The sequence below is a fragment of the Methylorubrum zatmanii genome (assembly GCF_014845115.1).
Classification (GTDB): Bacteria; Pseudomonadota; Alphaproteobacteria; order Rhizobiales; family Beijerinckiaceae; genus Methylobacterium; species Methylobacterium zatmanii.
In genome coordinates this window covers 1-24,607 of the sequence record NZ_NKUI01000084.1, presented here as the reverse complement: position 1 = coordinate 24,607, position 24,607 = coordinate 1, and the positions used below count along the sequence as shown (strand labels likewise).

Sequence of the window (24,607 nt, the reverse complement as noted above, 5' to 3'; positions counted from 1 at the left end):
GGCCGGACCGATCCGGCTGATCGGAGGATGGTGGTCGATGTATTTTCTGGTCGATCCGCGGGATTCGGTGAACGCGGGTTACAGGGCCAGCTTCGAGCGCGAGGGCATCTCGTCCTTCGGCCTTCTGCCGGACGAGTTCCTGAACTGGCTGCGGACCGCCTCTTCCGGCGATCTCGACGCGATCCAGGGCTTCCTGCTCGGCGATTTCGAGGAACGGGCGAAATGCGCCGCCCTGATCCGCAAGCAGTCCCGCGCCCCGATCATCGCTCTGGCCGACTTACGCTCCCTGGAAGAGACCGTGCAGCTGCTCGAGGCCGGCGTCGACGACGTGCTGCCCAAGCCGGTTCATGTCCGCGAGATCCTGGCCCGGTCGGAGGCGATCTGGCGCCGCGTCAACGGCATGGTGCCGGCTCCCGCAGAGGCGGAGGGCGCGGCCGGGGGGGCGGCCGACCGGCTCAAGGTGTTCCATGACGGGCGCGATCCCGAGATCGACGGGGTGCCCGTTCCCCTGCCGCGCCGGGAGCGGCATATCCTCGAATACCTCGTGCGCAACCGCGGTCGGCGTCTGACCAAGACCCAGGTCTTCAACGTGGTCTACGGCGTCTACAGCAACGGCGTCGAGGAGAGCGTGATCGAGGGCCATGTGAGCAAGCTGCGCAAGAAGCTCACCGAGCGGCTCGGCCACGATCCGATCGAGGCCAAGCGCTACATGGGCTACACCTATATCGGCTGATTATTGGCAGAATGCCTTGGCCCCCGGTGTCCAGTTGCCGAAGCCGGTGGCGACCATGTTGGTGATCACCCGGCAGACATAGACCTTCTGCGCCGGGTTGTTGTTGGGGCCCGCATGGTAGCGCGCCACCGCCAGCGTCCAGCTGCCCTCGCGCTCCTTCAGCTCCTTCAGGAAGCGGGTGGCGTATTCCACGTTCTGGGCCGGGTCGATCATCGCTTCGAGGGAGGCGAACTTCGCCCGGTGATAATGGTGGTTGATCTGCATGCAGCCGAGATCGACCAGCCGCACGCCGGCCCGCTGCGCCTCGGCGAGGCGCTGCATCACGTCGGCCGCGCTGGTGCCGAAATAGGCCTTGCCCTCGATGTTCATCGCATAGGGCTGGAGCGAGCCGCGCTTGCCGCTCTCCGTCAGCCCGACCGCGTAGAGCATGCCGAGGGGCACGCCGTGCTTCGCGGCGGCCTGGGCCATCTGGCGCTCGCAGACATTGGCCTTGGCGGGCGCGGCATTAGAGATACAGGCCGCCGCGATCGCGCCCGCGAGATACCGTTTCATGATCCTTCTCCTCGGTGGGCAGGGCGGCCTCGTCCCGCTGCGGGGACGGGCGCCGGCCCGAATGATCGGGCGCGGCCTCGCCCGGCTGCCTGTCACGCTGTCCGCCGGCGGGCGCCTGGAACGACGCGGCCCCCTGGCCGCGCGATGAGAAATCCCCCGCCGATCCGGCACCGCCGGCCTCGATCGTGACGGCGTCCGCCTGATAGCCGGCCTCCCGGAGCAAGCCGGACAACAGGCCGCCCTCCTTCCGCAGGCGTTCGGCTGTCTCCTCGCGGCTGGTGCGCAGGTTCATCTCCAGCCGCCCGTCCTGCAGGCGCATCCTCACCAGCACCGTGCCGAGCTCGGCCGGTTGGAGCTGGAGCGTCAGGATCTTCAGGGGACCGGCCTCGGCCGGCAGCGCCGTCGGACGGGCCTGAGGGGCGGGCGCGACCGCAGTGAGCTGCGCGGTGACTGCATCGACGATCTGGCGCTGCGGCGTGGCCGGCAGCGCGGTCGGCGTGGGCATGCTCGCCGATGTCGGAGAGGAATCCGCCGCTCCCGGCGTGACGGGATCGGCGACGGGGGTCTCCAGTCGGCGGGGTCCTGAGGCGCCGGTCTCGGCTTCGCGACGCATCGGCGTGGCAATCCCCTCGGGCATCGGGTTCGGCTGGGCGATGTCGGTCGGGCGCTCCGCGTGAGGTGGTGTCGCGTGGAGCGCCTGTTCCGGCGCGGTGGATTGGGCCGGGGCCGAAGAGCCGGACGCGGCGGCGGCCTCTTCCGGCTCTGTCGGAGGCGGTGAGCCGGACCCGGTTGCGGTGCCGGCTCCGGGGCGGTCGCTGTGGAAGGGGGAGCGCCCGAGCGTTGCGACGGTCTGGACGGTCGCCGCCCCGGCGGCCTGTGCCGGAATGGAAGCGGTCGGCGGTTGCGTCGGTCCGGCCGGGATTGGCGAGGCCTCGGCCGGTCGGGGGCCGACGGCTCGGTTTCCGGCGGGGGCGGACGTCGTCTCGGCGATGCGGTTGCGGGCCTCCCCGGTCGGAGCCGGCTGCGCGGGAACGGAGACGGCGGGATGGGTCGCGTCCGCTGCTGCTTCCGCCTGCGCCGTCTCGGGGAAAGGCCGGTCGAGGATCGGCGGCTCGGTGTTCGGCCCGTCGCTCACCGGGCGAGCCGGAGCCGCTTCGGACAGGGCGGAGACGGTGTCCGGGGAGACCGGGTTTGTCTGTTCCGGCGCTGCAGCCGGTGTGTCGGTGGGGTTGAGCGCCGGTGGAACCGGCGTAGGCGAGTTGGCCGCGCCCTCGGTCGCCGGGGCCGGGAAAGACGCGGCATTCCGGGTCGCCGCGCCGGACGAGGCCTGCGGCGCTGGCGCGAGGACGGCTTCCGTCCCGCGGCGCAGGCTGGGGGCGGGCCGCTGGAGCGGCATCGGCACCTCGGCGGCGGCCGTCTCTTGCGCAGCGGCTCCCACCAGGGCGCCAGCCCGAGCGGCCGGCGCGGCCCCGACCCTGCCGGCTTGTGAAATCATCGGCGGTGTCGGGATGACCGAGGCATCGTTCGCCCCGGTGCTGGCCGGAACGGCCGGCACGGTGGCCGGCAGGAGAGGCCGCACGGGCGCGAAATGGGTTTCCAGCCCAATGACGGAGACTTGCGGGGCCGGAGGCTCGGAAACGGGAGTAGGCGTGGCCGCGGCCCGCGCGGCGGCCCGTTGCACCATGGCCGCGAGACCCGCCGCCGGGGCGGCCGCAGGGGTGGGGGGCGCGGCGGACGCGACCGGGCCTGCAAGGGCCATCAGCGCCTTCAGCGCAGAACCTGCCGGATCGATGGCGGGTGTGGGAGAGGTTACGGCATCGATGGCGGCCGGAGCCTCGGGCGCGGAAGCCTCGATCTTCTCGGCCGCCTCGGCTTGCTCGGCCGGTGCCTTCCCCCCTTCGAAGGAGTCGAGCATCGCCTCGAAATCGCCGGCGGCAGCCACGCCCGTCTCGTCGCTGGCGGGAGCGCGCCCGGCATCGGGCTTCGGCCGCATCGGGGTCAGGATGTCGAGGGACCGCATCACGGTTGGTCGTCCGAAGTTTCGAGAGCGGGATCGGGGTCGGCTCAGCGCGGGCTCGCCGCCATGGCGCGCTCGGCCTTGGCCAGGGCTTCCTGCGCCCGCAGGAGGGAGCCGGATTCGGGCATCGCCCGCGTCGCCGAAGGCGGTGGAGCGGTTGTCGCCTCGGAGGGCGCGGGCGGTGTGCGGATCCGCTGCGCCGTCGCGAGCGCCGTGTCGAGGAGGTCGGCGTCGGACGGGGCGAGGCCGCTCCGATCCAGGCTGCGCAGGGTCTCCACCCCGTCCTCGAAGCGGCCCTCGGCCACGATCAGCGCGGCGCCGCGATAGAGCCGGGCCTGGTCGGCCGGCATCGAGTCCGGAGCCGCGAGCCCGGCCGCGCGTTCCGCAGCGAAGAGGGCGGTCTCCCGCCGCCCCTGCTCCAGCCCGGCCCGGGCAACGAGGAGGTAGAGATCGCGTCGGCTCTCCGGTTCGATCTCGTCGAGCATCCGCTCCAGGCTGGCGATGCGGGTGCGGTCGCTGTCGAAGTCGAGGCGGGTCAGCGCCGCGGCGAAGCGCTGGCGGAAATTGCCGGCATAGACCGAGCGGCGGAAGCGGCGCAGATACTGGATCGACAGGGCCTCGAAGCGGCGTGCATCGCCGGCCTGCGCCACCACGAAGATCTCGCGGCGCAGCGCCGCCTCCTCCACCAGGGTGCCGGGCGCGAGGAGGCGGGCGAGGTCGAGGAGTTCGAGGGAGCGTGCCGGCGCCTCGCGCACCATCAGCGCGGATTGCGTGAGGGCGAGCTGCCCGGCGAGCCCGGGAGGCATGCTGCGGGGATCGATGCCGGAGAGCTTGGCCCGCGCCTGCGCCTCGCGGCCTTCGAGATAGGCAAGGGCGCCGAGCGTCAGCGGCTGCTCCGGTTCCGGCACCTTCTCGGTCTTGATCAGGGCGCGCAGCACCGTCGGCCCGCCGCCCGCCAGGGCGAAAGTCACCGCCGCGCGCACGTTTTCCGGCTCGACCCAGGTGTCGGGTTCGAGCCCGATCAGCCGCTGCTCGATATGGCCGAGGAGCTGGCGCTGGGCGAGATGGGCCTGGGTCGAGCCGCGGGCGATGCGATCCTGAAGCAACTGCAGCGTGCGGGTCAGTTCGACGGGCAGGCCACGGGGCTTGACCGGCAGCGGCTCGATCGGCGCGGCGGGCGCTCCGTGGCCACCGTGATCGCCGGAGCCATGGGATTCCGCGGCCGGCGCGGGCGCCTCACCATGCTCCGCCGCCAGGGCCGGGAGGACGAGGAGGGAGGCTGCGAGCGCCGCGGCGAATGCTGCGACCCGCATCATGGATCGCGGCGCGGCCGGCGCCACCGGCATCCCGGCCCCGCAGGGGGGAGGGGACGGGTGCTCCCATCGAGCGGGCGCGATCCGGCGCGTCATTCCGGCAGCCCCCGCAGCAGGATCTCGATGCGGCGGTTCTCGGCGGCTTTCGGGTCGGCGGCGATGCGCGGCTGGCGGTCGGCATAGCCTTCGATGCGCTCGATCCGCGCCTCGTCGAGGCCGCCGCGCACCAGCATGTAGGAGGCCATCTGCGCCCGGGCCGAGGACAGGCGCCAATTGTCGTAGGTCTCGGAGCGGAACGGCCGGGCATCGGTATGACCGCGCACGACGACCCGGCCGGGACGGGTGTTCAGGATCTTGGCGATGCGCTCCAGCGCCTTGACCACCTTCGGCGTCGGCTCGGCCGAGCCGATCCCGAACATGCTGAAATTGATCTCGTCGGTGATGCTGATGAGCACGCCCTCGCCGGTGCGGCGCACCTCGACGCGCGGCGCCGGAGCGCCCATCGGCAGGGAGGGGACGGCCTTGGCGATCTCGTCCTTCAAGGCGGCCAGCGCCGCCGTCTCGGCGGATTTGGCGCCCTCGGCCGGTATGGCTGCGGCCGGCTCCTTCGAAGGGGGCGCCTCCGCTTTCGGGGCGGGCTTGATGTCGGCTGCCTTGGCATCCGCGACCGGCCCTTCCGGCGGCGCTTCGGCGGACTTCGTCGAGTCGGGCTGCTTGGCGGGCGGCGCTTCCTTGATGGGCATCGGCTCGGCGGAAGCGAGCTTCATACCGGCCTGCCGCATGGCGTCGTTCAGGCTCTGCCGGGCGACATCCCTGGCGGATTCCTTCGACGCATCCTTGGTCGCTTCCTTCGCTCGGCCGGGAGCGCCGGTCCGGGCCCGCGCATCGAGGCGAGCCTCGGACGGGGCGGCGGCCACCGTGTCGAGGGCGCCCGGATTGTCCGTGCGCTGGCGTGGCAGGGCGGCGACCTGCCAGTAGAGCGGATCGAAGGGGTCGCGCCCGGTCTCGCCGCCGGCCACGCCCGGTTGGCCGACCTCGAGCGGATTGGCATCGGCGCTCGCCGCCTCGGGACCGGCGGCGTCGGCTTCCGCCGCGAGCTTGGCGAGCACGGCGTAGGGGTCCTGGAACAGGGCCGATTCGCGGGCGCGGCTTCCCGGAGCGCCGGCGGCATCCGCCTTGCCCGAGCCCTCGGCGCTGCCGCCATCCCCCTTGCCCTTGCCGCTCGGGGCCGGGTCGTTGGGGGTGTTCTGCGGGTCGTTGACGCCCTTGCGGTCGTGGGTGACCTCGGCGAGCTTCACCGGGTTGAAATATTCGGCGATGGTCTGCTTCTGTTCCTTGCTGGTGGAATTGATCAGCCACATCACCAGGAACAGGGCCATCATCGCCGTCATGAAGTCGGCGAGCGCGATCTTCCAGGCACCGCCGTGATGGCCGTCCTCGTGATCGCCGTGGCGCTTGATGATGATGATCTCGTGGGCGTGCTCTGACATCTCACGCCTCCGCGACGGCCGCGGCGATCAAGCCGCTCCAGGCCGCGAGTTCCGTCTCGATCACGGTCTCGCCCGCACTCACCGTCACCTCCGGTCCCGGCGCCGCCTCGAAGGCGATGCCCGCCGCGAGGCCGCCGAGCCGGGCCGACACCGCCGCGATCAGATCCTCGGGCCCGCAGACCCGCACCGCCGGGCGCTGCGGCTCGGCCAGGATTTTTCTGAGGGCGGCGGCGAGGGCGTCGAGGGCCTGCCGCTGCAGCGACTCGGACAGGACCGGCGCGATCAGCCGCGCGACCCGGCTCGACAGGGTCGCGTCGAGCGCGCCGATCGCGGCGGCGAACTCCGTCGCCAGGGCTGCGCCATGCGCTTCGGTCCAGTCCCGGCGCGCCTGGGCGAGGCGGTCCTCAAAGGCGGCCGATTGCTCCTCGCGCTCCCGCTCGGCGCGAGCCTGCGCCTCGGCCAGCGCCTCCGCCCGGCCCTGCTCGTATCCGCGCGCCTCGGCCGCCGCGATCAGCGCCTCGCGATCCTCCTCCGGCCGTGTCGCCGCGACGGCGGAGCGGGGCAGCAACGGCGCGATGGCGATCTCGGGCTCGCTCTCGGTTTCGGCGGGCCGCGCCGGCTCCGGGGCGGCCACGGCCGGCCGGAACCAGGGCGTGGTGAAGTCCGGCTCGCCGGTCACCGCAGGTGGGGGCGGCGGGGCCGTGAAGTCCGGCAGATAACGGGCGATCACCGCGTTCATCACGCCGGCTCCTCACGCATGAGCCAGCGCTTGAGAACGGCCGCGACCTGCTCCTCGTTGATGTCGATGAGCTGCTCCAGACGCTTCTGCGGCGAGCGGGCCATCTTGTCCTCCAACTCCTCCAGCAGGCCGGCGACGCCGGGGGCGGGCAGCTTCGGCGCCTCGCCGGGCAGAGCGGCCCCGGCCGCGACGGCGCCCGGCGCGGCGAGTGCGGCCGCGTCCGCCGAGAGGGCACCGGCGGCCAGGGCAGGCGCACCCTCGGGGGCGGCGAGCGCGACCGCCTCGGTCTGCGCGGCCTCGGGCACCGTGAGGATGGCGCGGAGCGCCGGGCGTAGGCCGAACCAGATCAGCAGGCCGGCCACGACCAGGATCGTCGCCGCGTTGATGAGGGTGCCGGACTGTTTCATCATCACGTCGGTGAGCGAGAGCGGCGGCACCGGCTCCAGCGGCTGCCCGTCATTGATGAAGCCGACCGCCGCGACCTTGATGATGTCGCCGCGTTCCTTGCTGAAGCCGGCGGCCGAGCCGACCAATTCCTCGATCTCGGCGATCTGCTTGTCGATGCCGGCCTTGTCGTCGGGCCCGGCCATGGCGGTCAGCCGCGAGCGGTTGACCAGCACCGCGACCGAGAGGCGGCGGATGGCGTAGCCGTCGCTCACCGTCTGAATCGTCTTCTGGGAGATCTCGTAATTGGTGAGATCTTCCTTCTTCGAGCTCTCGTTGCTCGACTGGTCGTTGCCGTCCGAGCGGGTGCGCTGGTCGGGCAGGTTCTCCTGGGCGCTGGTCGGGCGCTGGCTGTTACGGTTCTGCGCGTTCTCGTTCTCGCGCACGGACCGCACCGAGCGCTCGACCCGCTGGTCCGGGTTGTAAATCGTCTCGTTGGTCGAGGTCTTGTCGGTGTTGAGCTGGGTCGCGACGCTGACCTCGAAATTCCCGACGCCGAGATAGGGCGCGAGGGTGCGGCGGATGTTGTCCTGCATCTCGCGGCTGACCGACTTCTCCAGCGTCGCCATCTTGCCGGTCGGCGCGGTGCCCGCGTCGTCACCCGCGAGCAGCACCGTGCCCTCGGAGCCGATCACGGTGACGCGGTCGGGCTTCATGCCGGGGATCGCCGAGGCGACGAGCTGGCGGATCGCCTGCGCGCCGGAAACGTCGTCGGCGGGTTCGGTGCGCACGACAACGGAGGCGGAGGCGGGCTGCTGCTCGCGGCGGAACGAGCCACGGTCGGGCAGCACGAGGTGGACGCGGGCGGCGCGCACGCCCTTCATGCCCTGGATGGTGCGGGCGATCTCGCCCTCCAGCGCCCGCACCCGGGTCACCTCCTGCATGAACGAGGTCATGCCGAGCGAACCGAGATCGTTGAACAGCTCGTAGCCGGATTTGGAGCTCTGCGGCAGGCCCTTCTCGGCGAGCAGCATCCGCGCCTGGGCGGTGTGGCCGAAGGAGACGAGCACCGCCGTGCCGTCGGAGGAGACGTCGAAGGGGATGCCGTTGTCCTTCAGGACGCCGCCGATGCGCGAGACGTCTTCGCGGGAGAGGCCGGTATAGAGCGTCTCCTGCGCCGGCCGGCTCAGGTAATAGGCGCCGACACCGACGCCGAGGAACACGAGAAGGCCGACCAGCCCGAGGGCGATCAACCGCCTCGCGCCGAGATCGACGATGTTGCTCCACAATCTCTCGGCTTGCTCGCGCCCGAACATCCTGAGGCCAATCCTGAACCGGACCCGATTCTGGTCCCGGGGGCCATGTTGCCGCTCAGCCTTGCGCGGGGCTTTTTTCGCGACGGAAACCGAACGGTCTCCCCGGCGGGCCGAGCCGGCACCGTGCCCGGATCTCCGTTCAAGCGGAGGCGGAAGGGGCAGGTCCGGTCGTCTCCGGGGACGCTTCGCGCCCGAGGGCCAGCGCCCGGGCCAGGGCCGGCTCCAGGCTGCGCAACTCCTCCAGATGCGCCGCCGTCAGCCGGTGCAGCAGCGCCTCGGCCTCCGGTGTCAGGGCAAGTTCCATCCGGCGCCGGTCCTGCGTGCCGCGGGTCTTGGTCAGGAGACCGGCCTCGACCATGCGGGTGACCAGCTCGGCGGCGCTGTGCGGAGCGATCAGCAGGCGCTCGGCAATGAGCCCGACCGTCGGAAGCTCCGGGCCGGAATGGCCGGCCACGGTGAGCAGGGCCTGATGCTGCTGTGGCGGCAGACCCGCCGCCGTCGCCGCCGCCTCGCTGAAGGCGAGGAAGCGCCGCAACTCGTAGCGGAAGGCCGCGAGCGCCGCGTAATGCGACCGCGACAGCGCGCCGGGTGCCTCGTCCGTCATGGCCATCCTCTCGTCGCCGGGTCTGGAATATATCGCATTACGATATATAACCGGTACAGTCGACCAGAGGAGACATGCGTGAACAAGGAGATGCCGGTTCGTCGTGAAGGGCCGGGCCAGATCGTGCGGCGGCCACTCGGCGATTTCACCGCCGATCCCCGCATCCTGATCCTGCTCGGCATGGCGCTCGTCATCGGCGCGGCAGCGACGATCGCCGCTGCCGGGCTGCTGCGGCTGATCGCGCTGGTGACGAACCTGGCCTGGTTCGGGGCCCTCGAGACCGTGCCCCGTTCGCTGGCCGGCGTCACACCCTCACCCTGGACGGTGCTGATCCCGGTGATCGGCGGCCTCGTGATCGGGCTGATAGCCCGCTACGGTTCGGAGAAGATCCGTGGCCACGGCATTCCCGAGGCGATCGAAGCGATCCTGATCGGCCGGAGCCGGATGTCGGCGAAAGTCGCCGTGCTGAAGCCGATTTCCTCCGCGATCTCCATCGGCACCGGCGGCCCCTTCGGCGCCGAAGGGCCGATCATCATGACGGGCGGCGCCATCGGCTCGCTCTTCGCCCAGCTGTTTCATCTCAGCGATGCCGAGCGGAAGGCCCTGCTGGTGGCGGGTGCCGCCGCCGGCATGACCGCGATCTTCGGCACGCCGGTCGCGGCGGTGCTGCTCGCCGTCGAATTGCTGCTGTTCGAATGGCGGCCGCGCAGCTTCGTGCCGGTGACGGCGGCGGTGCTCACCGCCGCCGCCCTGCGCCCGCTCCTGTTCGAGACGGGGCCGCTATTTCCCTTCACCAGCGATCCGGCGCTGCCGGGATGGGGGCTGATCGCCTGCGCCGGCATCGGCCTGCTGGCGGGGCTGCTGTCGGGCGTCCTGACCACGCTGCTCTACCGGCTGGAGGACACGTTCGAACGCTTGCCGCTGCACTGGATGTGGTGGCCGGCCATCGGCGGCCTGTTCGTGGGCCTCGGCGGCCTGATCGAGCCAAGGGCGCTCGGCGTGGGCTACGACGTGATCGGCGATCTCCTCAACGGCGATCTCGCCCTGCGGGCGGTGCTGCTGATCCTGGCGGTCAAGGCGGCGATCTGGCTGGTGGCTTTGGCCTCCGGCACCTCCGGCGGCGTGCTCGCGCCCCTGCTGATCCTCGGCGGGGCGATGGGCTGGCTCGCCGGCCTGCTGCTGCCGGGCGCTCACGGCTTCTGGGCGCTGCTCGGCATGGCGGCGATGCTCGGCGGCACCATGCGCGCTCCCCTCACCGGTGCCCTGTTCGCGGTGGAACTGACCGGCGACGTGCGCATCCTCGGCGCCCTGCTCGCGGCGACGGTGACGGCCTACGCGGTCACGGTGCTGCTGCTGAAGCGGTCGATCCTCACGGAGAAGCTCGCCCGCCGGGGCCAGCACATCACCCGCGAATACGCGGTCGATCCCTATGCCCTGACCCGCGTGCGCGACGTGATGGTCCGCGAGGTGGATGTGCTCGATGCGGCGACCGGCGTCGTCGAGGCCGTCGCCGCGATGGAGGCCGGGCGCCATCAGGCCTATCCGGTGGTGGATGACGCCCGCCATCCGGTCGGCCTCGCCAGCCGGGGGCAGGCGCTGCACTGGACGCTGGAAGGCGGCCACGGCGCGGACCGGCTCGGGGCGCTGGTGGCGGGTCTGCCGCTCGCCACGGTCCATCCCGACGACGTGGTCGCCCACGCCCTCGACGTGATGACGGCGACGGGCCAGGGCCGCCTCGTCGTCACCGATCCAGGGAGCGGCGTGCTCGTCGGGCTGCTGACGCGCCGTGACCTGCTTCAGGTGCGCGCCACGACCGTGCGGGCCGAGACGGAACGCCGGGCCTTTCGCGCCGGGCTGCGGATCAGAAGAACGACCGTACCAAGCCGCTGACCAGCAGGTTCCAGCCGTCGATCAGGATGAAGAACAGCACCTTGAACGGCAGCGAGATCACGGTCGGCGGCAGCATCATCATGCCCATCGACATCACGATGGTGGAGACGATGATGTCGATGACGAGGAACGGCAGCACGATCAGGAAGCCGATCTCGAAGCCCCGGCGCAGCTCCGAGATCATGAAGGCCGGGATCAGGATGCGCAGGTCGATCTTCTCGCCGGCTTCCGCTTTCGGGAAGTTGCGGCTCGCCAGATCCGAAAAGGTCTGAAGATCCTTCGGGCGCACGTGCTGGGTCATGAAGTCCCGGAACGGATCGACGATCTTGGTGAAGGCTTCCTCCTCGCCGATGCGGTTCTCCTGCAAGGGCTTCACGCCCTCGTTCCAGGCTTTGTCGAAGGTCGGCGCCATGACGTAGAAGGTCATGAACAGAGACAGCGAGACGAGGAAGAGATTGGCCGGCGTGCTCTGCAGGCCGAGCCCGGAGCGCAGGAAGGAGAAGGCCACGGCGAAGCGGGTGAAGCTCGTGACCATGACGAGCAGCCCCGGCGCCAAGGACAGCACGGTGAGCAGAGCGACGAGCTGGATGATGCGCCCGCTCGCCGCGCCGTTGCCGGGGGGAAGCAGGGCATCGAGACCCGGCACGCCGGTCACGCCGCCGGGGGACGGCGCACCCTGGGCCAGGGCGGCGCTGGCGCCGAAGACGATTCCGGCCAGGGCGAGGAGCCCGACGATCCGCCCGTTCATTGCACCACCAGCGTTTCGACGATCAGTTCGCGCACGGCGCCCTTGGTGCGCAGCGCCACCCGCTCGTTCAGGTCCTCGCGCAGGTGCTGGAGGCCGCTCGCGCCCTCGATCTGCGCCAGCGACAGCGTGCGCAGATAGGCCAGGGCGTCGGCCCGGATCTCGGCCAGGGTGACGTCGGGGTTTTGCAGCGATCCGGTCTTGAAGACGACCGAGGATTCGATCCGCACCCAGGTATCGGCCGGCTCGGTGAGGTTCGTCACCACCGAGCCGACGCTGCGCAGGCTGAGGTCGCCGGTGTAGTTGAGTACCTTGACCGCCTTGTCGGCCTCCTCGCGCTTCTTCAGGTCCACCGATTTCTCGACGTTTCCCAGAAGGTACACGCCGAGGCCGCCCCCGGTGCCGACGGCGACCAGCGTGACCAGGGCGAGCATGGCGATCCAGCCCTTGCCGCCCGCCTTCGCGCCATCCTTGTTCTCGGCCATGCTCGGTCTTCCGTCAGAACGGCGCCAGGGTCTCGAAGACCTGCTGGCCCAGCGTCGGCCCCTGCACGTCGGTGAGGCGCCCGCGCCCGCCATAGGAGATGCGGGCCTCGGCGATCTTGTCGTAGTCGATGGTATTCTTGCGCGAGATGTCCCGCGGCCGGACGATGCCGGCGACCTCGAGCACGCGCACCTCGTTGTTGACCCGCACCTCCTGCGAGCCGGAAATCACCACGTTGCCGTTGGGCAGCACCTCGGTGACGACCGCCGCGACGGAGAGGCTCAAGGATTCCTTGCGGTCGATCGACCCCTGGCCCTTAGTCTCGGTGCCGGAACGGATGCCGGTATCGGCGGTGGCCGTGTCCTTCAGCCCGGAGACGCCGTAGCCGAAATCGAAGCCGAGGCTGCTTTTCTGGCTGCGCTGCCGGTCGCTGGCATTGTCGAACTGCGCCTTGTCGTTGATCGAGATGCTGACGGTGATGACGTCGCCGACATCGTGGGCGCGGGGATCTTGGTAGAGCGCGGCGCTCGCGGGCGACCAGGTCGAGTGGTAGCTGTGGCGGGGGCCGAGGGCGCCGAAGCTCGTCGGCAACGGCTCGCGCGGGGCGTTGAGTCCGGTGCCGATCGGGGTCAGGGTCGGGGGACGGCCGAAGCGGTCGAGATCGCTCTGGCAGGCACCGAGCCCGAGGGCGAGCATCGCGGCGAGAACGGGGGGGCGGGCGCGCATCACGACCTCTGGTTCTTCTTCTGGGCCGATGCCGGGGCGGAGGCGTCCTTGCGGCCGGATTCCGTCATGGCGCGGGCGAGGTTGGCGGCCCGGGCCGCCTCCATTTCCGAGAGGATGGCGCTGGCCGTGCGGGCGTTGAGCTTGGTCAGGAGCGCGGCCGCCGCCTCGTCGGGCATGTTGGTGATCTGCAGGGCCGCCGCGTCGGGACGCATCTTGGCGTAGACCGCGACCACACTCTCATCGGCCTTGGCCAGGAACTCGTTGCGGCGCTTGAGCCAGACCTCGTACTCGGCCCGCTTCTCCTCCAGGAGGCGGATGCGCTCCTCGACCTGCTTCTCCATCGCCGCCAGCTGCTCCTTCTGCCACGCGAAGCGGGCATCGGCGGCGGCGTCGGCGATGTTGGCGCAATAGCCGGTCTTGGCCGGCTCCTTGGCGACAAAATCCTGGGCCGACACCTCCTTCGGCGCGTCGCGGGCGGCGATGGCCCGCAGGGCGGCTTCCTTGGCCGGGTCGGCATGATCGCCCCCGGCGGCGAGGGCCGCCCCCGAGAGGGCGAGCCACAGGACGAGGCTGCGCGGCAGACGGCTCATTGCACCACCAGCTCCGCCTGGAGGGCGCCGGCGGTCTTCACCGCCTGCAGGATCGCGATGATGTCGGTCGGCTTCAGCCCGACCTGATTGAGGCCGCGCACCAGCGTCTGGAGATCGGAGCCGCGCAGGATCGCGAGCTTGCCGCGCCCTTCCTCCGCCGCCACCTCGGTCCGGGGCACCACCACGGTCTCGCCGTTGGAGAACGGCGCCGGCTGCGACACTTCCGGCGTCTCGGTCACGCGGACCGTGAGATTGCCGTGGGTGACCGCGACGGTGGAGATGGTCACGTTGCGCCCGATCACCACCGTGCCGGTGCGCTGATCGACCACGACGCGAGCGGGCATGTCGGGCTCGATCGTCAGGTCGCCGATCTGCGCCACCAGCCGGGTCTGGGCCATCTGGCGCCCGCGCATCACCACCACCGCGCGCTGGTCGCGGGCGCTGGCGATGCGCCGGCCGAAGGCGCGCAGCGACCATGCGTTGATCGCGTCGGCGATCTGGATCGCGGTCTTGAAATCGGGGTTCTTCAGCTCGAAGACGAGTTCGGGCAGGTCGCGGAAGGTGCCGGGCACCTCGCGCTCGATCAGGGCGCCATTGGGGATGCGGCCCGCCGTCGGCACGCCCTGCGTCAGCTGCTCGGCCTGCCCCTGGACCGAGAAGCCGGACACCGCGAGGGGGCCTTGCGCCGCTGCGTAGACGAGGCCGTCGCCGCCGGTCAGCGGCGTCATCAGCAGGGTGCCGCCGCGCAGCGAGGTGGCGTCGCCCATCGAGGTGACGGTCACGTCGATGCGTGAGCCGGTGCCGGTATAGGGCGGCAGATCGGCGGTCACCATCACGGCGGCGATGTTGCGGGTGCGCAGGCGGGCGTCGCGGACGTTGATGCCGAGCCGGTCGAGCAGCGATTGCAGCGACTGCTCGGTGAATTGCGCGTTGCGCAGGGTGTCGCCCGTGCCCTGCAGGCCGGTGACGAGGCCGTAGCCGAAGATCTGGTTGTCGCGCACGCCCTTCAGCGTGGCGATGTCCTTGATGCGGGTGCCCGATGCGAAGACAGGGCCGGCCATCAGGGCGAAGCCGAGGCCGGTGAGAAGGCCGAGCACGAGCGCGAGGACCAGGCGGTGGGACCGCGGTGCCCGCGTCGTCCGCCCGCGCAGGGGCGCGGCGGCCATGGTCCGCCGGATGCAGCGCATCTCGCCGCCGGCCGGAGAGGAAGCGTTCGGAAAGAGGGAGGGGCCGGTCATTGCGCGCCGATCCGGATGCGGCCATCGGCCATCACCGTGCCGAGCACGATGCGGTTGGTGTCGGTGTTGCGCACGCGGATCGTCTCGCCGAGGCCGCCATTCTGCAGCGGGGCGCCGATGGCGGTGATGACGAGGCCGTTCTCCTCGAAGATCATCTGCGTCGGCGTGCCCCGGCTGACGAGGCGGGGATCGTCCACGGCGTTGACCGGCACCGGCTCGCCGGGCAGCAGCATGCGGCGCGCGGTGCGGCCGGCGATGGCGGCCGAGGCGTCGATGACGGCCGTCCGCGCCCGGTAAGTCGCGGGATAGGCCTGCATCCGCAGCATCGTCTCCTTGATCGTGTCGCCGGGATAGATCGTGACGGTCGGCACCGGCAGCATGAGCTCGCCGCCGGCCATTCCCTCGACGGCATGTGCCGGGCCGGCGGCGAGGCAGGCGATGAGAAGGCCGCGGAAGAGGGGCGTGCGGGACATGGAGGATCGCGCCGGAGAAGGAGGGCGGAAGCGGGGGCGAGGAGGGCTCAGCGGATGCCCTTCGAGACCGTCCCGGCCATCTCGTCGGCGGCCTGGATCACCTTCGAGTTCATCTCGAAGGCGCGCTGGGCCGTGATCAGGTTGGTGATCTCCTTCACCGGATCGACGTTCGAGCCTTCGAGGTAGCCCTGCTGCAGCTTGCCGTAGCTCGCATCGCCGGGATTGCCGATCACGGGAGCGCCGGAGGCGGGCGTCTCGCGGTAGAGGCCGTTGCCCAGGGGTTCCAGGCCGGATTCGTTGGCGAAGTTCGCGAGCGTCAGCTGGCCGATATTCTGCAGCGCGACCTGCCCGTCGATCTTGGCGAAGACCTGTCCCGACTCGTTGATCGTTACCTGGGTGGTGTTCTGCGGGATCAGGATCGCAGGATCGACCGCGTACCCTTCCATGGTTACGAGCTGGCCGGCATTGTTCTTGTTGAACGAGCCGGCGCGGGTGTAGTTGACCTCGCCCGCCGGGCTGGTGATCTGGAAATAGCCGCGCCCGTTCACCGCGAGATCGAGCTGATTGCCGGTATTGGCCAGCGACCCCTGCCGGTGCAGGTTGCGGATCGCGGCGGCGCGCACGCCGAGGCCGAGCATCGCGCCCTCCGGCACCGCCTCCTGGCCGGCTTGGTTCGGCACGCCCTGCTGCCGCTCGGCTTGGTAGAGCAGGTCGGTGAACTCCGCCCGCGCGCCCTTGAACCCGGTGGTGTTCAGGTTGGCTATGTTGTTGGCGATGACTTCGAGATTGAGCTGCTGGGCGGACATGCCCGTGGCGGCGATGGCGAGCGCGCGCATGGCGTCGGATTCCCTCGGATGGCCGGTCGGATCGGCGTTCAGATCGGCATGCGGCTGAGTTCGAGATAGGCGGCGACCACCTTGTCGCGGATCGCCACCACGGTCTGGAGGCTCTGCTCGGCGGACATCACCGCCTCGACCACCTGCTGCGCCGTGGCCCGTCCCTGGATGCCGGCGATGGCCGTGGCCTCGCCGCCGCGCAGGGCGTCGCGGGCGCTCGCCGCGACCTGGGCCATCACGTCGCCGAAATCCGTCGGCGCCGCGGCGGGGCCGGCGATGCCCGCCACGGCGGCGGGCGAGAACACGGCCTTCTGGGCGGGCGCCGTCTCGGCGAAGGAGGTGCCGGCGACCTTGTCGAAGGCCGCGAGCGAGGTGAGAGCCTCGATCATCGGTGCGATGCCTTTAGGACTTCAGGAGATCGATGACGCTGGCGACCATGGCCCGGGCCTGCTTGATGACCTGGAGGTTCGCCTCGTAGGAGCGGTTGGCCTCGCGCATGTCCGCCATCTCGACGAGCATGTTCACGTTGGGCAGCTTGACGTTGCCGTTCTCGTCCGCCGCCGGGTTGGCCGGATCGTGCTCGGTGCGGAACGGCGTCTTGTCGGTGCCGATCTCGCGCAGGCGCACGGAGGCGATCCCCGCCGCCCGGTCGAGGGCGGCCTGGAAGGTCACCGTCTTGCGCGAATAGGGGTCGGCGCCCGGCGTCGCGCCGGTGGATTGGGCGTTGGCGAGGTTCTCGGAGACGACCCGCATGCGCACCGATTGCGCTTCGAGGCCGGCGCTGGCGAGCCGGGAGGCGGAGAGCAGGGGATCGATCATGACCCGCTCTTCGTCGCCGCCATCAGCATGCGGTGGAACGACTTCACCACGGCCGTGTCGAGGTTGTGCTGCCGGGAGACGTCGCTGGCCTTGAGCATCTCCTGCTCGAGGCTGACCGAGCTGGAGGATTCGAGGACGTCCCAGCCCTCGCGGGGCTGCGTCTCGCGCACGGGAATGCGGCTGCCCTGAGCTTCCAAATGGGTGCCGGCGGTCGAGGCCATGTCGAGCCCGGTCCTGGCCAGCACCTGGGCGAAGGGCAGCACGTCCCGCGCCTTGTAATCGGCCGTGTTGGCGTTGGCGACGTTGCCGGCGATGGTCGCCTGCCGCACGGCGAGGTAGCGCGCGTGCTGCGAAGCGAGGTCGAACAGGTAGACGCCCGTCGTCATGGCAACGTCCCCATTCCGAGATTCCTGTGAAAGCCGCTGAATTCGGGCAGGCGGCCGAATGGCGAAGCCTGCGTCATGGATGCGGGTTTAGGCCGGCAATCTTGCACGAGGCTGGCTCTTTGCTTGACAGGGACGGCCCGGACGGTAGCGCCTGCAGCCGATGGACGAGATCGACGAGAGAGCCGGCGCCGCCTCTGCTCCCGAAGCAGGCCGTGCGGGAGCCGTGATGCCGGCCGCCGTCCGCTATGGCGGCGGCGCCGGGCCGGACGGGCGCGAGGGGCGGCACCGGATCGCGGCCAATGCCCGGTTCGCGCGGGCGAGCCTGAGCTTCTCCGGCCTGCCCTCCGGTGCCTGGGCCTGCCTGCACTGCAGCCTCGCCTTCGACGGCGACGAGGAGGCGGCGCTCGCCGTCGATTGCGCGGCCATCGGCTTCGACTTCCTGGCGGCGGACGGGTCGAGCCTCGATCTCGACCATGTGCCGGGTCTCGTCCGCAGCCTGCTCGATCCGCAGGTGGCCTGGATCCCAGGTCCGGCGCTTCTCGGCGGCGAAGGGGCTGGCTGCTTCCGCACCGCCTTCCGCGTGCCGGAACAGGCCGTCGGCCTCGTCGTCACCTTCCGCTCCTGGCGCAACACCCGCGCCTTCACCGTGGCCGACCCGCTTCTTCTCCTCGGCGAGGCCGACCCGCTCTCGGCGCCGTGCCGGCGGCGGCTCGATGGGTCCGGCATCCGGCTCGCCTACGCCCTGCCGCAGGACATCGCCCTGGCCCTGCGCGGACAGATCTACGCCGCGCGGGCCGACGAGCACGCCGCCCGCGTCCGCCTCGTCTACCGGGACGCGCAAGGCGCGGAGATCGCTCCCCCCTATGCCAACGCGGTCTCCGTGCCGGGGCTCGGGGCGGTCATCAACCTCTCGGCCCAGCCTCAGGCCCGCCGCTTCACCCTGGCCCTGCATCCGCCGGACGGGGCCGCTGCCGTCGAGCTGGATTTCGGCCCCTGGGAGGATGCCGAGACGCCGCCGGAGGTCGAACTGATCGGCGTGCCGGAACTCGCCCTTGAGGATGCGTTCCGCCTGGAGAGCCTGTGCGGCGACGATCTCCTCGATGCGCCCGCCTTCCTCGCTCGCCTCGCCGACCGGCTCGGTCTGTCCGAGGACGCGCCCGCTACCTGGCTGGACGGATCGGGCACGGGCGAACCGATCCTCGCCGAGGCGCGAGCCTTGCGCAGCGGTCCCGACCGCAGCGCCTGCCTCGACGGGGACGGCGTCGTCCTGAGCCTCGCCGGCCTGCCGGACTGGACCCTGCCCGAGGCGCCCGACTGGCGCGAGGATCCGTTCCGGTCGGTGGCATGGCGCCTCGCCTACCAATCGCTGTCCTGGCTGCTGCCGCTGGCCGCGCTTCCGGAGGGCCTCAGCCGTGCCCGCACCTTGGCCGCGGCGTGGTCGCGGGCCAATCCCTGGGGGCAGCCGGCGGACCCGTTGAGCCTGCACCCCGCCGCCCTCGCGCCCCGCGGCGATGTCCTGGCGAGCCTTCTGTCGGAGGTGGGCGACGATTCCACATGCGCTGCCATCGCCGCGGAAGCCGCGCGGCACGGTTTCGCCCTGGCCGAGATCGTTGGGCAGAATGCCCTGGCGCGAGCCCTGCACGGCATCCAGGCGGCGACCGCCTTGTTCGCCTTGGCGCGGATGCTCCCGCGCTTTCCCTTCGCCGCGCATTGGGATTCCCTCGCCCGCGAGAGCCTCGCGCACGGTTTCGACGCGCTGCTGCCCGAGGACGGAGCCTTCGCGGAGGCCTCGCCCGTGCGCCGCCTGGAACTGCTGAGCCTGGGGCAGGCCGTCTCGTCGGCGCTCGGCGAGGCAGAGCCGGGGCCGGCGATCCGCTTCCGGGTCGAGGCGGCCCTACCGGGGCTGGCCGGTCTGCTCGATCCCGGCGGCCGGCTCCCAGCTTTCGGCGATTGCCCCGCCGGCCTCGACCATGCCGGCTGGCTCGCCCGGCTCGCCTTCGCTCAAGGTCGCGATCTCGTGGCGGAGCGCGAGGTCTTGCCGCTCCCGGAGGGGCGGAGTGCGGAGATGATCGCCCTGCGCCATGACGGGACGGAGGCGGGCTGGGGCCATTTCGCCCTCACCCATGCCACCCAATCGCCGCACGGGCACCGGGACTGCACCTCCTTCACCTTCGCCAGCGGATCGCGGCGCTGGATCGTCGAGGGCGGCGGCGCGGACGGAGTCGAGGTCGGCCCGGCGCGGCACTATCTGCTGTCTCCCCGTGCCCACAATGTCGCGTTTCCCGACGGGCGCGAGCCGGCGGCCGGCTCCGCACGGCTCACCGCCCGCCACGCCCTCGACGGCGCGCAGGTCTTCGCCCTGACCACTACGGTGCATGGTCCGGACTATGCCCATGCCCGCATCTTCGTCGTGCTCGACGACGTGAGCGGCATGGCGGTGATCGACCGTTTTGCGCGGGCCGGGCACGCCCTGTCCTTCGAGGGGCTGCTGCATCTCTCGCCCGATGCCCTGGTCGCCCTGTCCGGACCGCGCCGGGCGCTCGCCCAGCAGGAGGGCCGGCGTCTCGAAGTCTTCGGCTTCGCGGTGAAGGGCCGTGCGGCGGGGATGGAGATCGCGGTCGGCCGCGATGACCGCGCCCATGCGATGCAGGGCTTCGTCGCTTCGGGAGCGGGTGGACTGATGCCGGCGCCGATGCTGCGCTACGCCTTCAGCGGTCGCAATGTGGTCTGCGGCGGGCTTGTGATCGCTGCGGAGGCGGAGGCCGAGCGCCGCCTCACCCGCCTGCTCGCCGATGGCGAGGTGAGACGCTTGGTGGGGGCGGAGTAGGATCTTCTCGTAACGTCCCATTCAGGGCCGTCCCCGAGACCGGCTGCACTTGTTTCGCCGAGCAAGCCAGACCATTTCAGAAATATCATAAAGTGATATTCTGCCGGGTGTCGGGAGAGATGCGATGGCGTCAAGCTACACGTTGGGAGATCACTTCGAGCAGTTCGTGACGAGGTTGGTCGAGAGCGGTCGTTACGCCTCGGCCAGTGAGGTAGTGCGTGACGGGCTGCGTCTGATGGAGGAGCGCGAGCAGCTTCGCTCCGCCAAGCTGGAAGCCCTACGCCGCGACATTCAGGAAGGTCTCGAAAGCGGACCGGCGGAACCGCTCGATATCGCTGCCATCAAGGCCGAGGCACGGGCTCTAAGAGTTGCGGGACGAAAAGAAGCCTCGCGTGGGTAACGTCTCACGCAGCCCCCGCGCGCTTCAAGACCTTCTCGATCTCTGGAACTACGTCGCCGATCACAACGAAGCCGCCGCCGACAGGCTCCTCGATCGGATCGAGAGCGTGATGGTGATGCTGTCCGACAATCCGCATGCCGGCCGCTCTCGGCCGGAACTGGCGCGTAGTCTCCGCAGCTTTCCAGTCGGCAACTTCGTATTGTTTTATTGTCCGGTTCAGGACGGGATCACCTTGATCCGCGTCCTGAACGGCTATCGCGACATCGGGCGCGACGATATCGAGGTTCGATGACCTCGACGCGGGGGTCAGAACCCGGCGCTGATGACGGCGACCGCCCGGTCGATCGAGAGGTAGAACACGCCGAAGGCCACCATCGCCGCGGCGGCGAATTCCAGGGTCTGGTTCGGCAGGGTTTGGAGGCGGCGCATGGTTTCGCGGCCGAAATAGGCGGAGGCCCAGGCCAGCGTCAGCACCGCCGGCATCACGAAGAGATAGGAGAGCGTGCTCTCGATCCGCACCGGTCCGGTCGGGTCGATCAGGGCGCGGATGTTGCGCACCCATGGAGCCGACACCGCCGCGTAGGCGGTGGTCAGCCAGGACAGGCCGACCGCCACGCCCAGGTGAAACGTGAACAGGCGATGCAGGCGCGAGAAGTCGTCGCGCGCGTCGTCGAGCGTCATCCGGCAAGCCCCCAACTGTCCCGGCCGCTGATTCTTGTCCGATCCGGCCATGAGCCGGGTGATGGGGGGGAAGCTGGGGTTTTTTATGACGGGGAGACGGCGGCCCCCGGGCCGCCGTCGGGTACGATTACGACCGCACGGTCTCCGGCCGGTTCTCGCGCATCAGCTTCACGAAGCGCTCGAACAGGTAATGGCTGTCGCGCGGGCCCGGCGAGGCCTCCGGGTGGTGCTGCACCGAGAAGGCCGGACGGTCGGTGAGCGACAGGCCGCAATTCGAGCCGTCGAACAGCGAGACGTGGGTTTCGACCGCCGTCTCGGGCAGGCTCTGCGGATCGACGGCGAAGCCGTGATTCATCGAGACGATCTCGACCTTGCCGGTGGTGTGGTCCTTCACCGGATGGTTCGCGCCGTGATGGCCCTGGCCCATCTTCACCGTGCGCCCGCCGAGGGCGAGGCCCATGAGCTGGTGGCCGAGGCAGATGCCGAAGGTCGGCACCTTCTCGTCCAGGAGCCTGCGGATCACCGGCACGGCATATTCGCCGGTCGCCGCCGGATCGCCGGGACCGTTGGAGAGGAACACGCCGTCCGGCTTCATCGCCAGGATGTCCTCGGCCTTGGTGGTGGCGGGCACCACGGTGACGTCGCAGCCGGCCTCGGCCAGGAGGCGCAGGATGTTGCGCTTCACGCCGTAATCGATGGCGACCACCTTGAGGCCCTGGCCCGGCGCCCGGGAGCCGTAGCCGCCCTTCACCGCCCAGACGGTCTCGGTCCAGGCGGTGGTTTCGCGGGAGGTCACCGGGGGCACGAGGTCGAGGCCCTCCATCGGCGCGAGCGCCGCCGCGCGCTTCTTGAGCGCCTCGCGGTCGAATTGGCCCTGCGGGTCGTTGGCGATCACCGCGTTCGGCATGCCGTTGTCGCGAATCAGCGCCGTCAGCGCCCGCGTGTCGATGCCGGTGATGCCGACGATGCCGCGGGCCTTCAGCCAGCCGTCGAGATGCGAGGAGGAGCGCCAGTTCGAGGGCTTGGTCACCGCCGAGGCGATCACCGCCCCGCGCACGCCGGAGGCCGGGGCCGCCTCGAGGCTCTCGAGATCCTCGTCGTTGGTGCCGACATTGCCGATATGCGGGAAGGTGAAGGTGACGATCTGCCCGGCATAGGACGGATCGGTCAGGATCTCCTGATAGCCCGTCATCGCCGTGTTGAAACAAACCTCGCCGTCGGCGAGGCCGGTCTGGCCGATGCCGTAGCCTTCGAGCACGGTGCCGTCGGCGAGCACGAGAAGAGCCGTGACGAGCGGTTCGCTCCAGGGTTCCGGGTTGGTACGCGCAGGATCGGCGCGCAGGGTCGCGGGTTCGTCTTGCAGCATGGCTCCGATCCGGCTTATGTCCGCCGCTTCCCGCGGCCGCTCATTCGGGCCGCCGGGTCATGCGGGATCTTGCGGGGGCTCATAGCGAGCCGGCCGCGTCCGGGTCAATCTGGGCGCGGGATCTCCCCTGCGCAACGCCCTGGACAAGCAGGGCACCTGCGCCAAAACATCCGACTGGAGTCATGTCATCATGCTGCGCGAGCGCATCACCGCCGCAATGAAGGAAGCCATGAAGGCTGGCGAGAAGCAGAAGCTCTCGACCGTGCGCATGATTCAGGCGGCGCTCAAGGATCGGGACATTGCTGCCCGCGGCGAGGGCAAGGAGCAGACGAGCGAGGACGAGATCCTCGCCCTGCTCCAGAAGATGATCAAGCAGCGCCAGGAAGCCGCCGGCGTCTACGAGCAGGGCGGCCGCCCCGAACTCGCCGAGAGCGAGCGCGCCGAGGCCGAGATCATCCAGACCTTCCTGCCGCAGCAGCTGGACGAGGCCGAGACGCGCACTGCCATCGCCGACGCCATCGCCGAGACCGGCGCGGCGGGTCCGAAGGACATGGGCAAGGTGATCGCCGCGCTGAAGGGCAAGTATACCGGCCGTATGGATTTCGGCCGCGCCAGCGCCCTGGTGAAGGACGCTCTGGCCGGGAAGTAGTTTCCCCGCGGGATGCCGGCACCGGCATCCCGTTTGACGGCGGGGGAGCGCGCGGCGGGCGGTCAGCCTTCTTAAGACTCCGGCAGGCGCGCTGCGCTAGACTCCGGGCCGAGGCCGGTCCTCGTCGTCCACGCGATCGGCTTGCCCTGGAACCCCGTGCGCTATCCGCCCCACATCCTCGAAGAAATCCGCGCCAGGCTGCCGGCTTCCGACGTGGTCGGCCGCCGTGTGCGGCTCAAAAAGGCCGGCCGCGAATGGCGCGGCCTCTCGCCGTTCAACGCGGAGAAGACGCCCTCCTTCTACGTGAACGACCAGAAGCAGTTCTATCACTGCTTCTCGTCCGGCAAGCACGGCGACATCTTTAAATTCCTCATGGAAACGGAAGGGCTCAGCTTTCCCGAAGCGGTGGAGCGGCTGGCGAGCGAAGCCGGCGTCACCCTGCCGAAGGTGACCGCCGAGAGCGAGCAGGCCGAGGAGCGCCGCAAGGGCGGCCTCGAGGTGATGGAACTGGCGGCCGTCTTCTTCGAGGAGCAGCTGCGCGGCCCTGCGGGCGGCGAGGCGCGGGCCTATCTCGACCGGCGGGGCCTCAGCGAGGCCACCCGCAAGCGCTTCCGCCTCGGCTATGCGAAATCGGAGCGCTACGGCCTGCGCGACTTCCTCGCCGGCAAGGGCGTCGACCGCGACCTGATGCTGGAACTCGGGCTGCTCGCCACCGCCGAGGGTGTGAATGTCCCCTACGACAAGTTCCGCGACCGGGTGATGTTTCCGATCCTCGACATCCGTGGCCGGGTCGTCGCCTTCGGCGGCCGGGCGATGCGGGCGGATGCCAAGGCGAAGTACATGAACTCGCCGGAGACGCCGCTCTTCCACAAGGGGCGGATGCTCTACAACCTGCACGCCGCCCGCAAGGCCGCGCACGAGAAGAGCCGCATCGTGGCGGTGGAGGGTTATGTCGATGTCATCGCCATGACCCTGGCGGGATATCCCGAGACGGTCGCGCCCCTCGGCACCGCCTTGACCGAGGAGCAGCTCGCCCTGCTCTGGCGCCATGCCGACGAGCCGATCCTCTGTTTCGACGGCGACGGCGCGGGCCAGCGCGCCGCCTTCAAGGCGCTCGACGTCGCCTTGCCCTCGCTGGAGCCCGGCAAGTCCCTGCGGGTGGCGATGCTGCCGCAGGGCCAGGACCCGGACGACCTGATGCGCTCCGGCGGCCCCTCGGCGATCGAGGCGGTGCTGGCGGGCGCGCGGCCCCTGGTCGACATGCTGTGGGCCCGCGAGGCCGAAGCCGGTCCCCTCGATACGCCCGAGCGCCGCGCCGGTCTTGCCCGGACCCTGCGGGAGGCGGGTGCC

At 70.5% G+C, this 24,607-nt stretch carries 26 protein-coding genes; 7 read left to right on the top strand and 19 right to left on the bottom strand.

The window, feature by feature from the left end; translation table 11 throughout:
• Nucleotides 1-37: 37 nt before the first annotated feature.
• On the top strand, nucleotides 38-733 hold the full coding sequence (locus MZTS_RS11380; RefSeq protein ID WP_192283930.1) for a response regulator transcription factor: 696 nt from the start codon (nucleotides 38-40) through the stop codon (nucleotides 731-733).
• Here the strand turns inward: MZTS_RS11380 and MZTS_RS11375 are convergent, their stop codons facing one another.
• From MZTS_RS11375 to MZTS_RS11345, 7 genes are all read right to left on the bottom strand, one after another.
• Nucleotides 734-1,285, bottom strand: a complete 552-nt coding sequence (locus tag MZTS_RS11375; protein ID WP_192283929.1) for a transglycosylase SLT domain-containing protein — start codon at nucleotides 1,283-1,285, stop codon at nucleotides 734-736. It abuts the gene before it with no gap.
• Complete coding sequence (gene fliK / locus MZTS_RS11370; protein ID WP_192283928.1) at nucleotides 1,239-3,305, bottom strand: flagellar hook-length control protein FliK; 2,067 nt, start codon at nucleotides 3,303-3,305, stop codon at nucleotides 1,239-1,241. The genes MZTS_RS11375 and fliK overlap by 47 nt, the downstream gene beginning before the upstream one ends.
• Before the next feature lie 44 nt (nucleotides 3,306-3,349).
• Nucleotides 3,350-4,615 carry a chemotaxis protein gene (locus MZTS_RS11365; protein ID WP_246482084.1) on the bottom strand — a complete coding sequence of 422 codons (1,266 nt, stop codon included), beginning with the start codon at nucleotides 4,613-4,615 and terminating at the stop codon, nucleotides 3,350-3,352.
• A gap of 92 nt (nucleotides 4,616-4,707) precedes the next feature.
• Nucleotides 4,708-6,105, bottom strand: coding sequence for a MotB family protein (locus tag MZTS_RS11360; protein ID WP_192283926.1), 1,398 nt, complete (start codon nucleotides 6,103-6,105; stop codon nucleotides 4,708-4,710).
• Nucleotide 6,106: 1 nt separating this feature from the next.
• A complete protein-coding gene (locus MZTS_RS11355; RefSeq protein ID WP_192283925.1) occupies nucleotides 6,107-6,844 on the bottom strand; it encodes a FliH/SctL family protein in 738 nt (245 codons plus the stop codon).
• The gene (gene fliF, locus MZTS_RS11350; protein WP_192283924.1) at nucleotides 6,844-8,544 is read right to left on the bottom strand and encodes a flagellar basal-body MS-ring/collar protein FliF; all 1,701 of its coding nucleotides are present in this window, start codon (nucleotides 8,542-8,544) and stop codon (nucleotides 6,844-6,846) included. Before fliF ends, MZTS_RS11355 begins: the two co-directional genes overlap by 1 nt.
• Before the next feature lie 139 nt (nucleotides 8,545-8,683).
• Entirely contained in the window at nucleotides 8,684-9,148 is a 465-nt protein-coding gene (locus MZTS_RS11345; protein WP_192283923.1) for a MarR family winged helix-turn-helix transcriptional regulator, read from the bottom strand.
• A 90-nt stretch (nucleotides 9,149-9,238) separates the two neighbouring features.
• Here MZTS_RS11345 and MZTS_RS11340 point away from each other — a divergent pair, with 90 nt between their 5' ends.
• Entirely contained in the window at nucleotides 9,239-11,038 is a 1,800-nt protein-coding gene (locus tag MZTS_RS11340) for a chloride channel protein (protein ID WP_192283942.1), read from the top strand.
• On the opposite strand, the gene fliP is transcribed toward MZTS_RS11340, so the two are convergent.
• From fliP to flgB, 10 genes are all read right to left on the bottom strand, one after another.
• The gene (gene fliP, locus MZTS_RS11335; RefSeq protein ID WP_192283922.1) at nucleotides 11,010-11,786 is read right to left on the bottom strand and encodes a flagellar type III secretion system pore protein FliP; all 777 of its coding nucleotides are present in this window, start codon (nucleotides 11,784-11,786) and stop codon (nucleotides 11,010-11,012) included. The two genes, MZTS_RS11340 and fliP, sit on opposite strands and share 29 nt — an antisense overlap.
• Nucleotides 11,783-12,268 (bottom strand): flagellar basal body-associated FliL family protein, encoded by a 486-nt coding sequence (locus tag MZTS_RS11330; RefSeq protein ID WP_192283921.1) that lies wholly within the window; start codon nucleotides 12,266-12,268, stop codon nucleotides 11,783-11,785. The genes fliP and MZTS_RS11330 overlap by 4 nt, the downstream gene beginning before the upstream one ends.
• Before the next feature lie 13 nt (nucleotides 12,269-12,281).
• Entirely contained in the window at nucleotides 12,282-12,992 is a 711-nt protein-coding gene (gene flgH, locus MZTS_RS11325; RefSeq protein WP_192283920.1) for a flagellar basal body L-ring protein FlgH, read from the bottom strand.
• Nucleotides 12,992-13,582, bottom strand: coding sequence for a MotE family protein (locus tag MZTS_RS11320; RefSeq protein ID WP_009865137.1), 591 nt, complete (start codon nucleotides 13,580-13,582; stop codon nucleotides 12,992-12,994). Before MZTS_RS11320 ends, flgH begins: the two co-directional genes overlap by 1 nt.
• Nucleotides 13,579-14,643, bottom strand: coding sequence for a flagellar basal body P-ring protein FlgI (gene flgI, locus MZTS_RS11315; protein ID WP_246482085.1), 1,065 nt, complete (start codon nucleotides 14,641-14,643; stop codon nucleotides 13,579-13,581). The genes MZTS_RS11320 and flgI overlap by 4 nt, the downstream gene beginning before the upstream one ends.
• Before the next feature lie 173 nt (nucleotides 14,644-14,816).
• Complete coding sequence (gene flgA, locus MZTS_RS11310) at nucleotides 14,817-15,293, bottom strand: flagellar basal body P-ring formation chaperone FlgA (protein ID WP_009863713.1); 477 nt, start codon at nucleotides 15,291-15,293, stop codon at nucleotides 14,817-14,819.
• A 47-nt stretch (nucleotides 15,294-15,340) separates the two neighbouring features.
• Entirely contained in the window at nucleotides 15,341-16,129 is a 789-nt protein-coding gene (flgG, locus tag MZTS_RS11305; protein WP_192283919.1) for a flagellar basal-body rod protein FlgG, read from the bottom strand.
• A 38-nt stretch (nucleotides 16,130-16,167) separates the two neighbouring features.
• Nucleotides 16,168-16,518: a flagellar hook-basal body complex protein FliE gene (gene fliE, locus MZTS_RS11300; protein WP_009864004.1), complete on the bottom strand. Its 351-nt coding sequence runs from the start codon at nucleotides 16,516-16,518 to the stop codon at nucleotides 16,168-16,170.
• 13 nt (nucleotides 16,519-16,531) lie between these two features.
• Nucleotides 16,532-16,948 carry a flagellar basal body rod protein FlgC gene (gene flgC / locus MZTS_RS11295; protein WP_192283918.1) on the bottom strand — a complete coding sequence of 139 codons (417 nt, stop codon included), beginning with the start codon at nucleotides 16,946-16,948 and terminating at the stop codon, nucleotides 16,532-16,534.
• Nucleotides 16,945-17,334, bottom strand: a complete 390-nt coding sequence (gene flgB, locus MZTS_RS11290; protein WP_009864006.1) for a flagellar basal body rod protein FlgB — start codon at nucleotides 17,332-17,334, stop codon at nucleotides 16,945-16,947. The genes flgC and flgB overlap by 4 nt, the downstream gene beginning before the upstream one ends.
• A 160-nt stretch (nucleotides 17,335-17,494) precedes the next feature.
• Here flgB and MZTS_RS11285 point away from each other — a divergent pair, with 160 nt between their 5' ends.
• The 3 genes from MZTS_RS11285 to MZTS_RS11275 all read left to right on the top strand — a co-directional run bounded on the left by MZTS_RS11285 (nucleotide 17,495) and on the right by MZTS_RS11275 (nucleotide 20,853).
• A complete protein-coding gene (locus MZTS_RS11285) occupies nucleotides 17,495-20,161 on the top strand; it encodes a heparinase II/III domain-containing protein (RefSeq protein ID WP_192283917.1) in 2,667 nt (888 codons plus the stop codon).
• A 124-nt stretch (nucleotides 20,162-20,285) separates the two neighbouring features.
• The gene (locus MZTS_RS11280) at nucleotides 20,286-20,561 is read left to right on the top strand and encodes a type II toxin-antitoxin system ParD family antitoxin (RefSeq protein WP_192283916.1); all 276 of its coding nucleotides are present in this window, start codon (nucleotides 20,286-20,288) and stop codon (nucleotides 20,559-20,561) included.
• Nucleotides 20,530-20,853 (top strand): type II toxin-antitoxin system RelE/ParE family toxin, encoded by a 324-nt coding sequence (locus tag MZTS_RS11275; RefSeq protein WP_210329244.1) that lies wholly within the window; start codon nucleotides 20,530-20,532, stop codon nucleotides 20,851-20,853. The genes MZTS_RS11280 and MZTS_RS11275 overlap by 32 nt, the downstream gene beginning before the upstream one ends.
• Before the next feature lie 14 nt (nucleotides 20,854-20,867).
• Here the strand turns inward: MZTS_RS11275 and MZTS_RS11270 are convergent, their stop codons facing one another.
• Nucleotides 20,868-21,242 (bottom strand): hypothetical protein, encoded by a 375-nt coding sequence (locus tag MZTS_RS11270; RefSeq protein WP_009864884.1) that lies wholly within the window; start codon nucleotides 21,240-21,242, stop codon nucleotides 20,868-20,870.
• A gap of 127 nt (nucleotides 21,243-21,369) precedes the next feature.
• Nucleotides 21,370-22,608, bottom strand: coding sequence for a glutamine-hydrolyzing carbamoyl-phosphate synthase small subunit (gene carA, locus MZTS_RS11265; RefSeq protein ID WP_192283915.1), 1,239 nt, complete (start codon nucleotides 22,606-22,608; stop codon nucleotides 21,370-21,372).
• Between the two features lie 190 nt (nucleotides 22,609-22,798).
• On the opposite strand from carA, the gene MZTS_RS11260 reads away from it, so the two are divergent.
• Both MZTS_RS11260 and dnaG read left to right on the top strand, forming a co-directional pair.
• On the top strand, nucleotides 22,799-23,257 hold the full coding sequence (locus tag MZTS_RS11260; RefSeq protein ID WP_192283914.1) for a GatB/YqeY domain-containing protein: 459 nt from the start codon (nucleotides 22,799-22,801) through the stop codon (nucleotides 23,255-23,257).
• 156 nt (nucleotides 23,258-23,413) lie between these two features.
• On the top strand, nucleotides 23,414-24,607 hold a 1,194-nt coding region (dnaG, locus tag MZTS_RS11255; RefSeq protein ID WP_192283939.1), incomplete at its 3' end, for a DNA primase.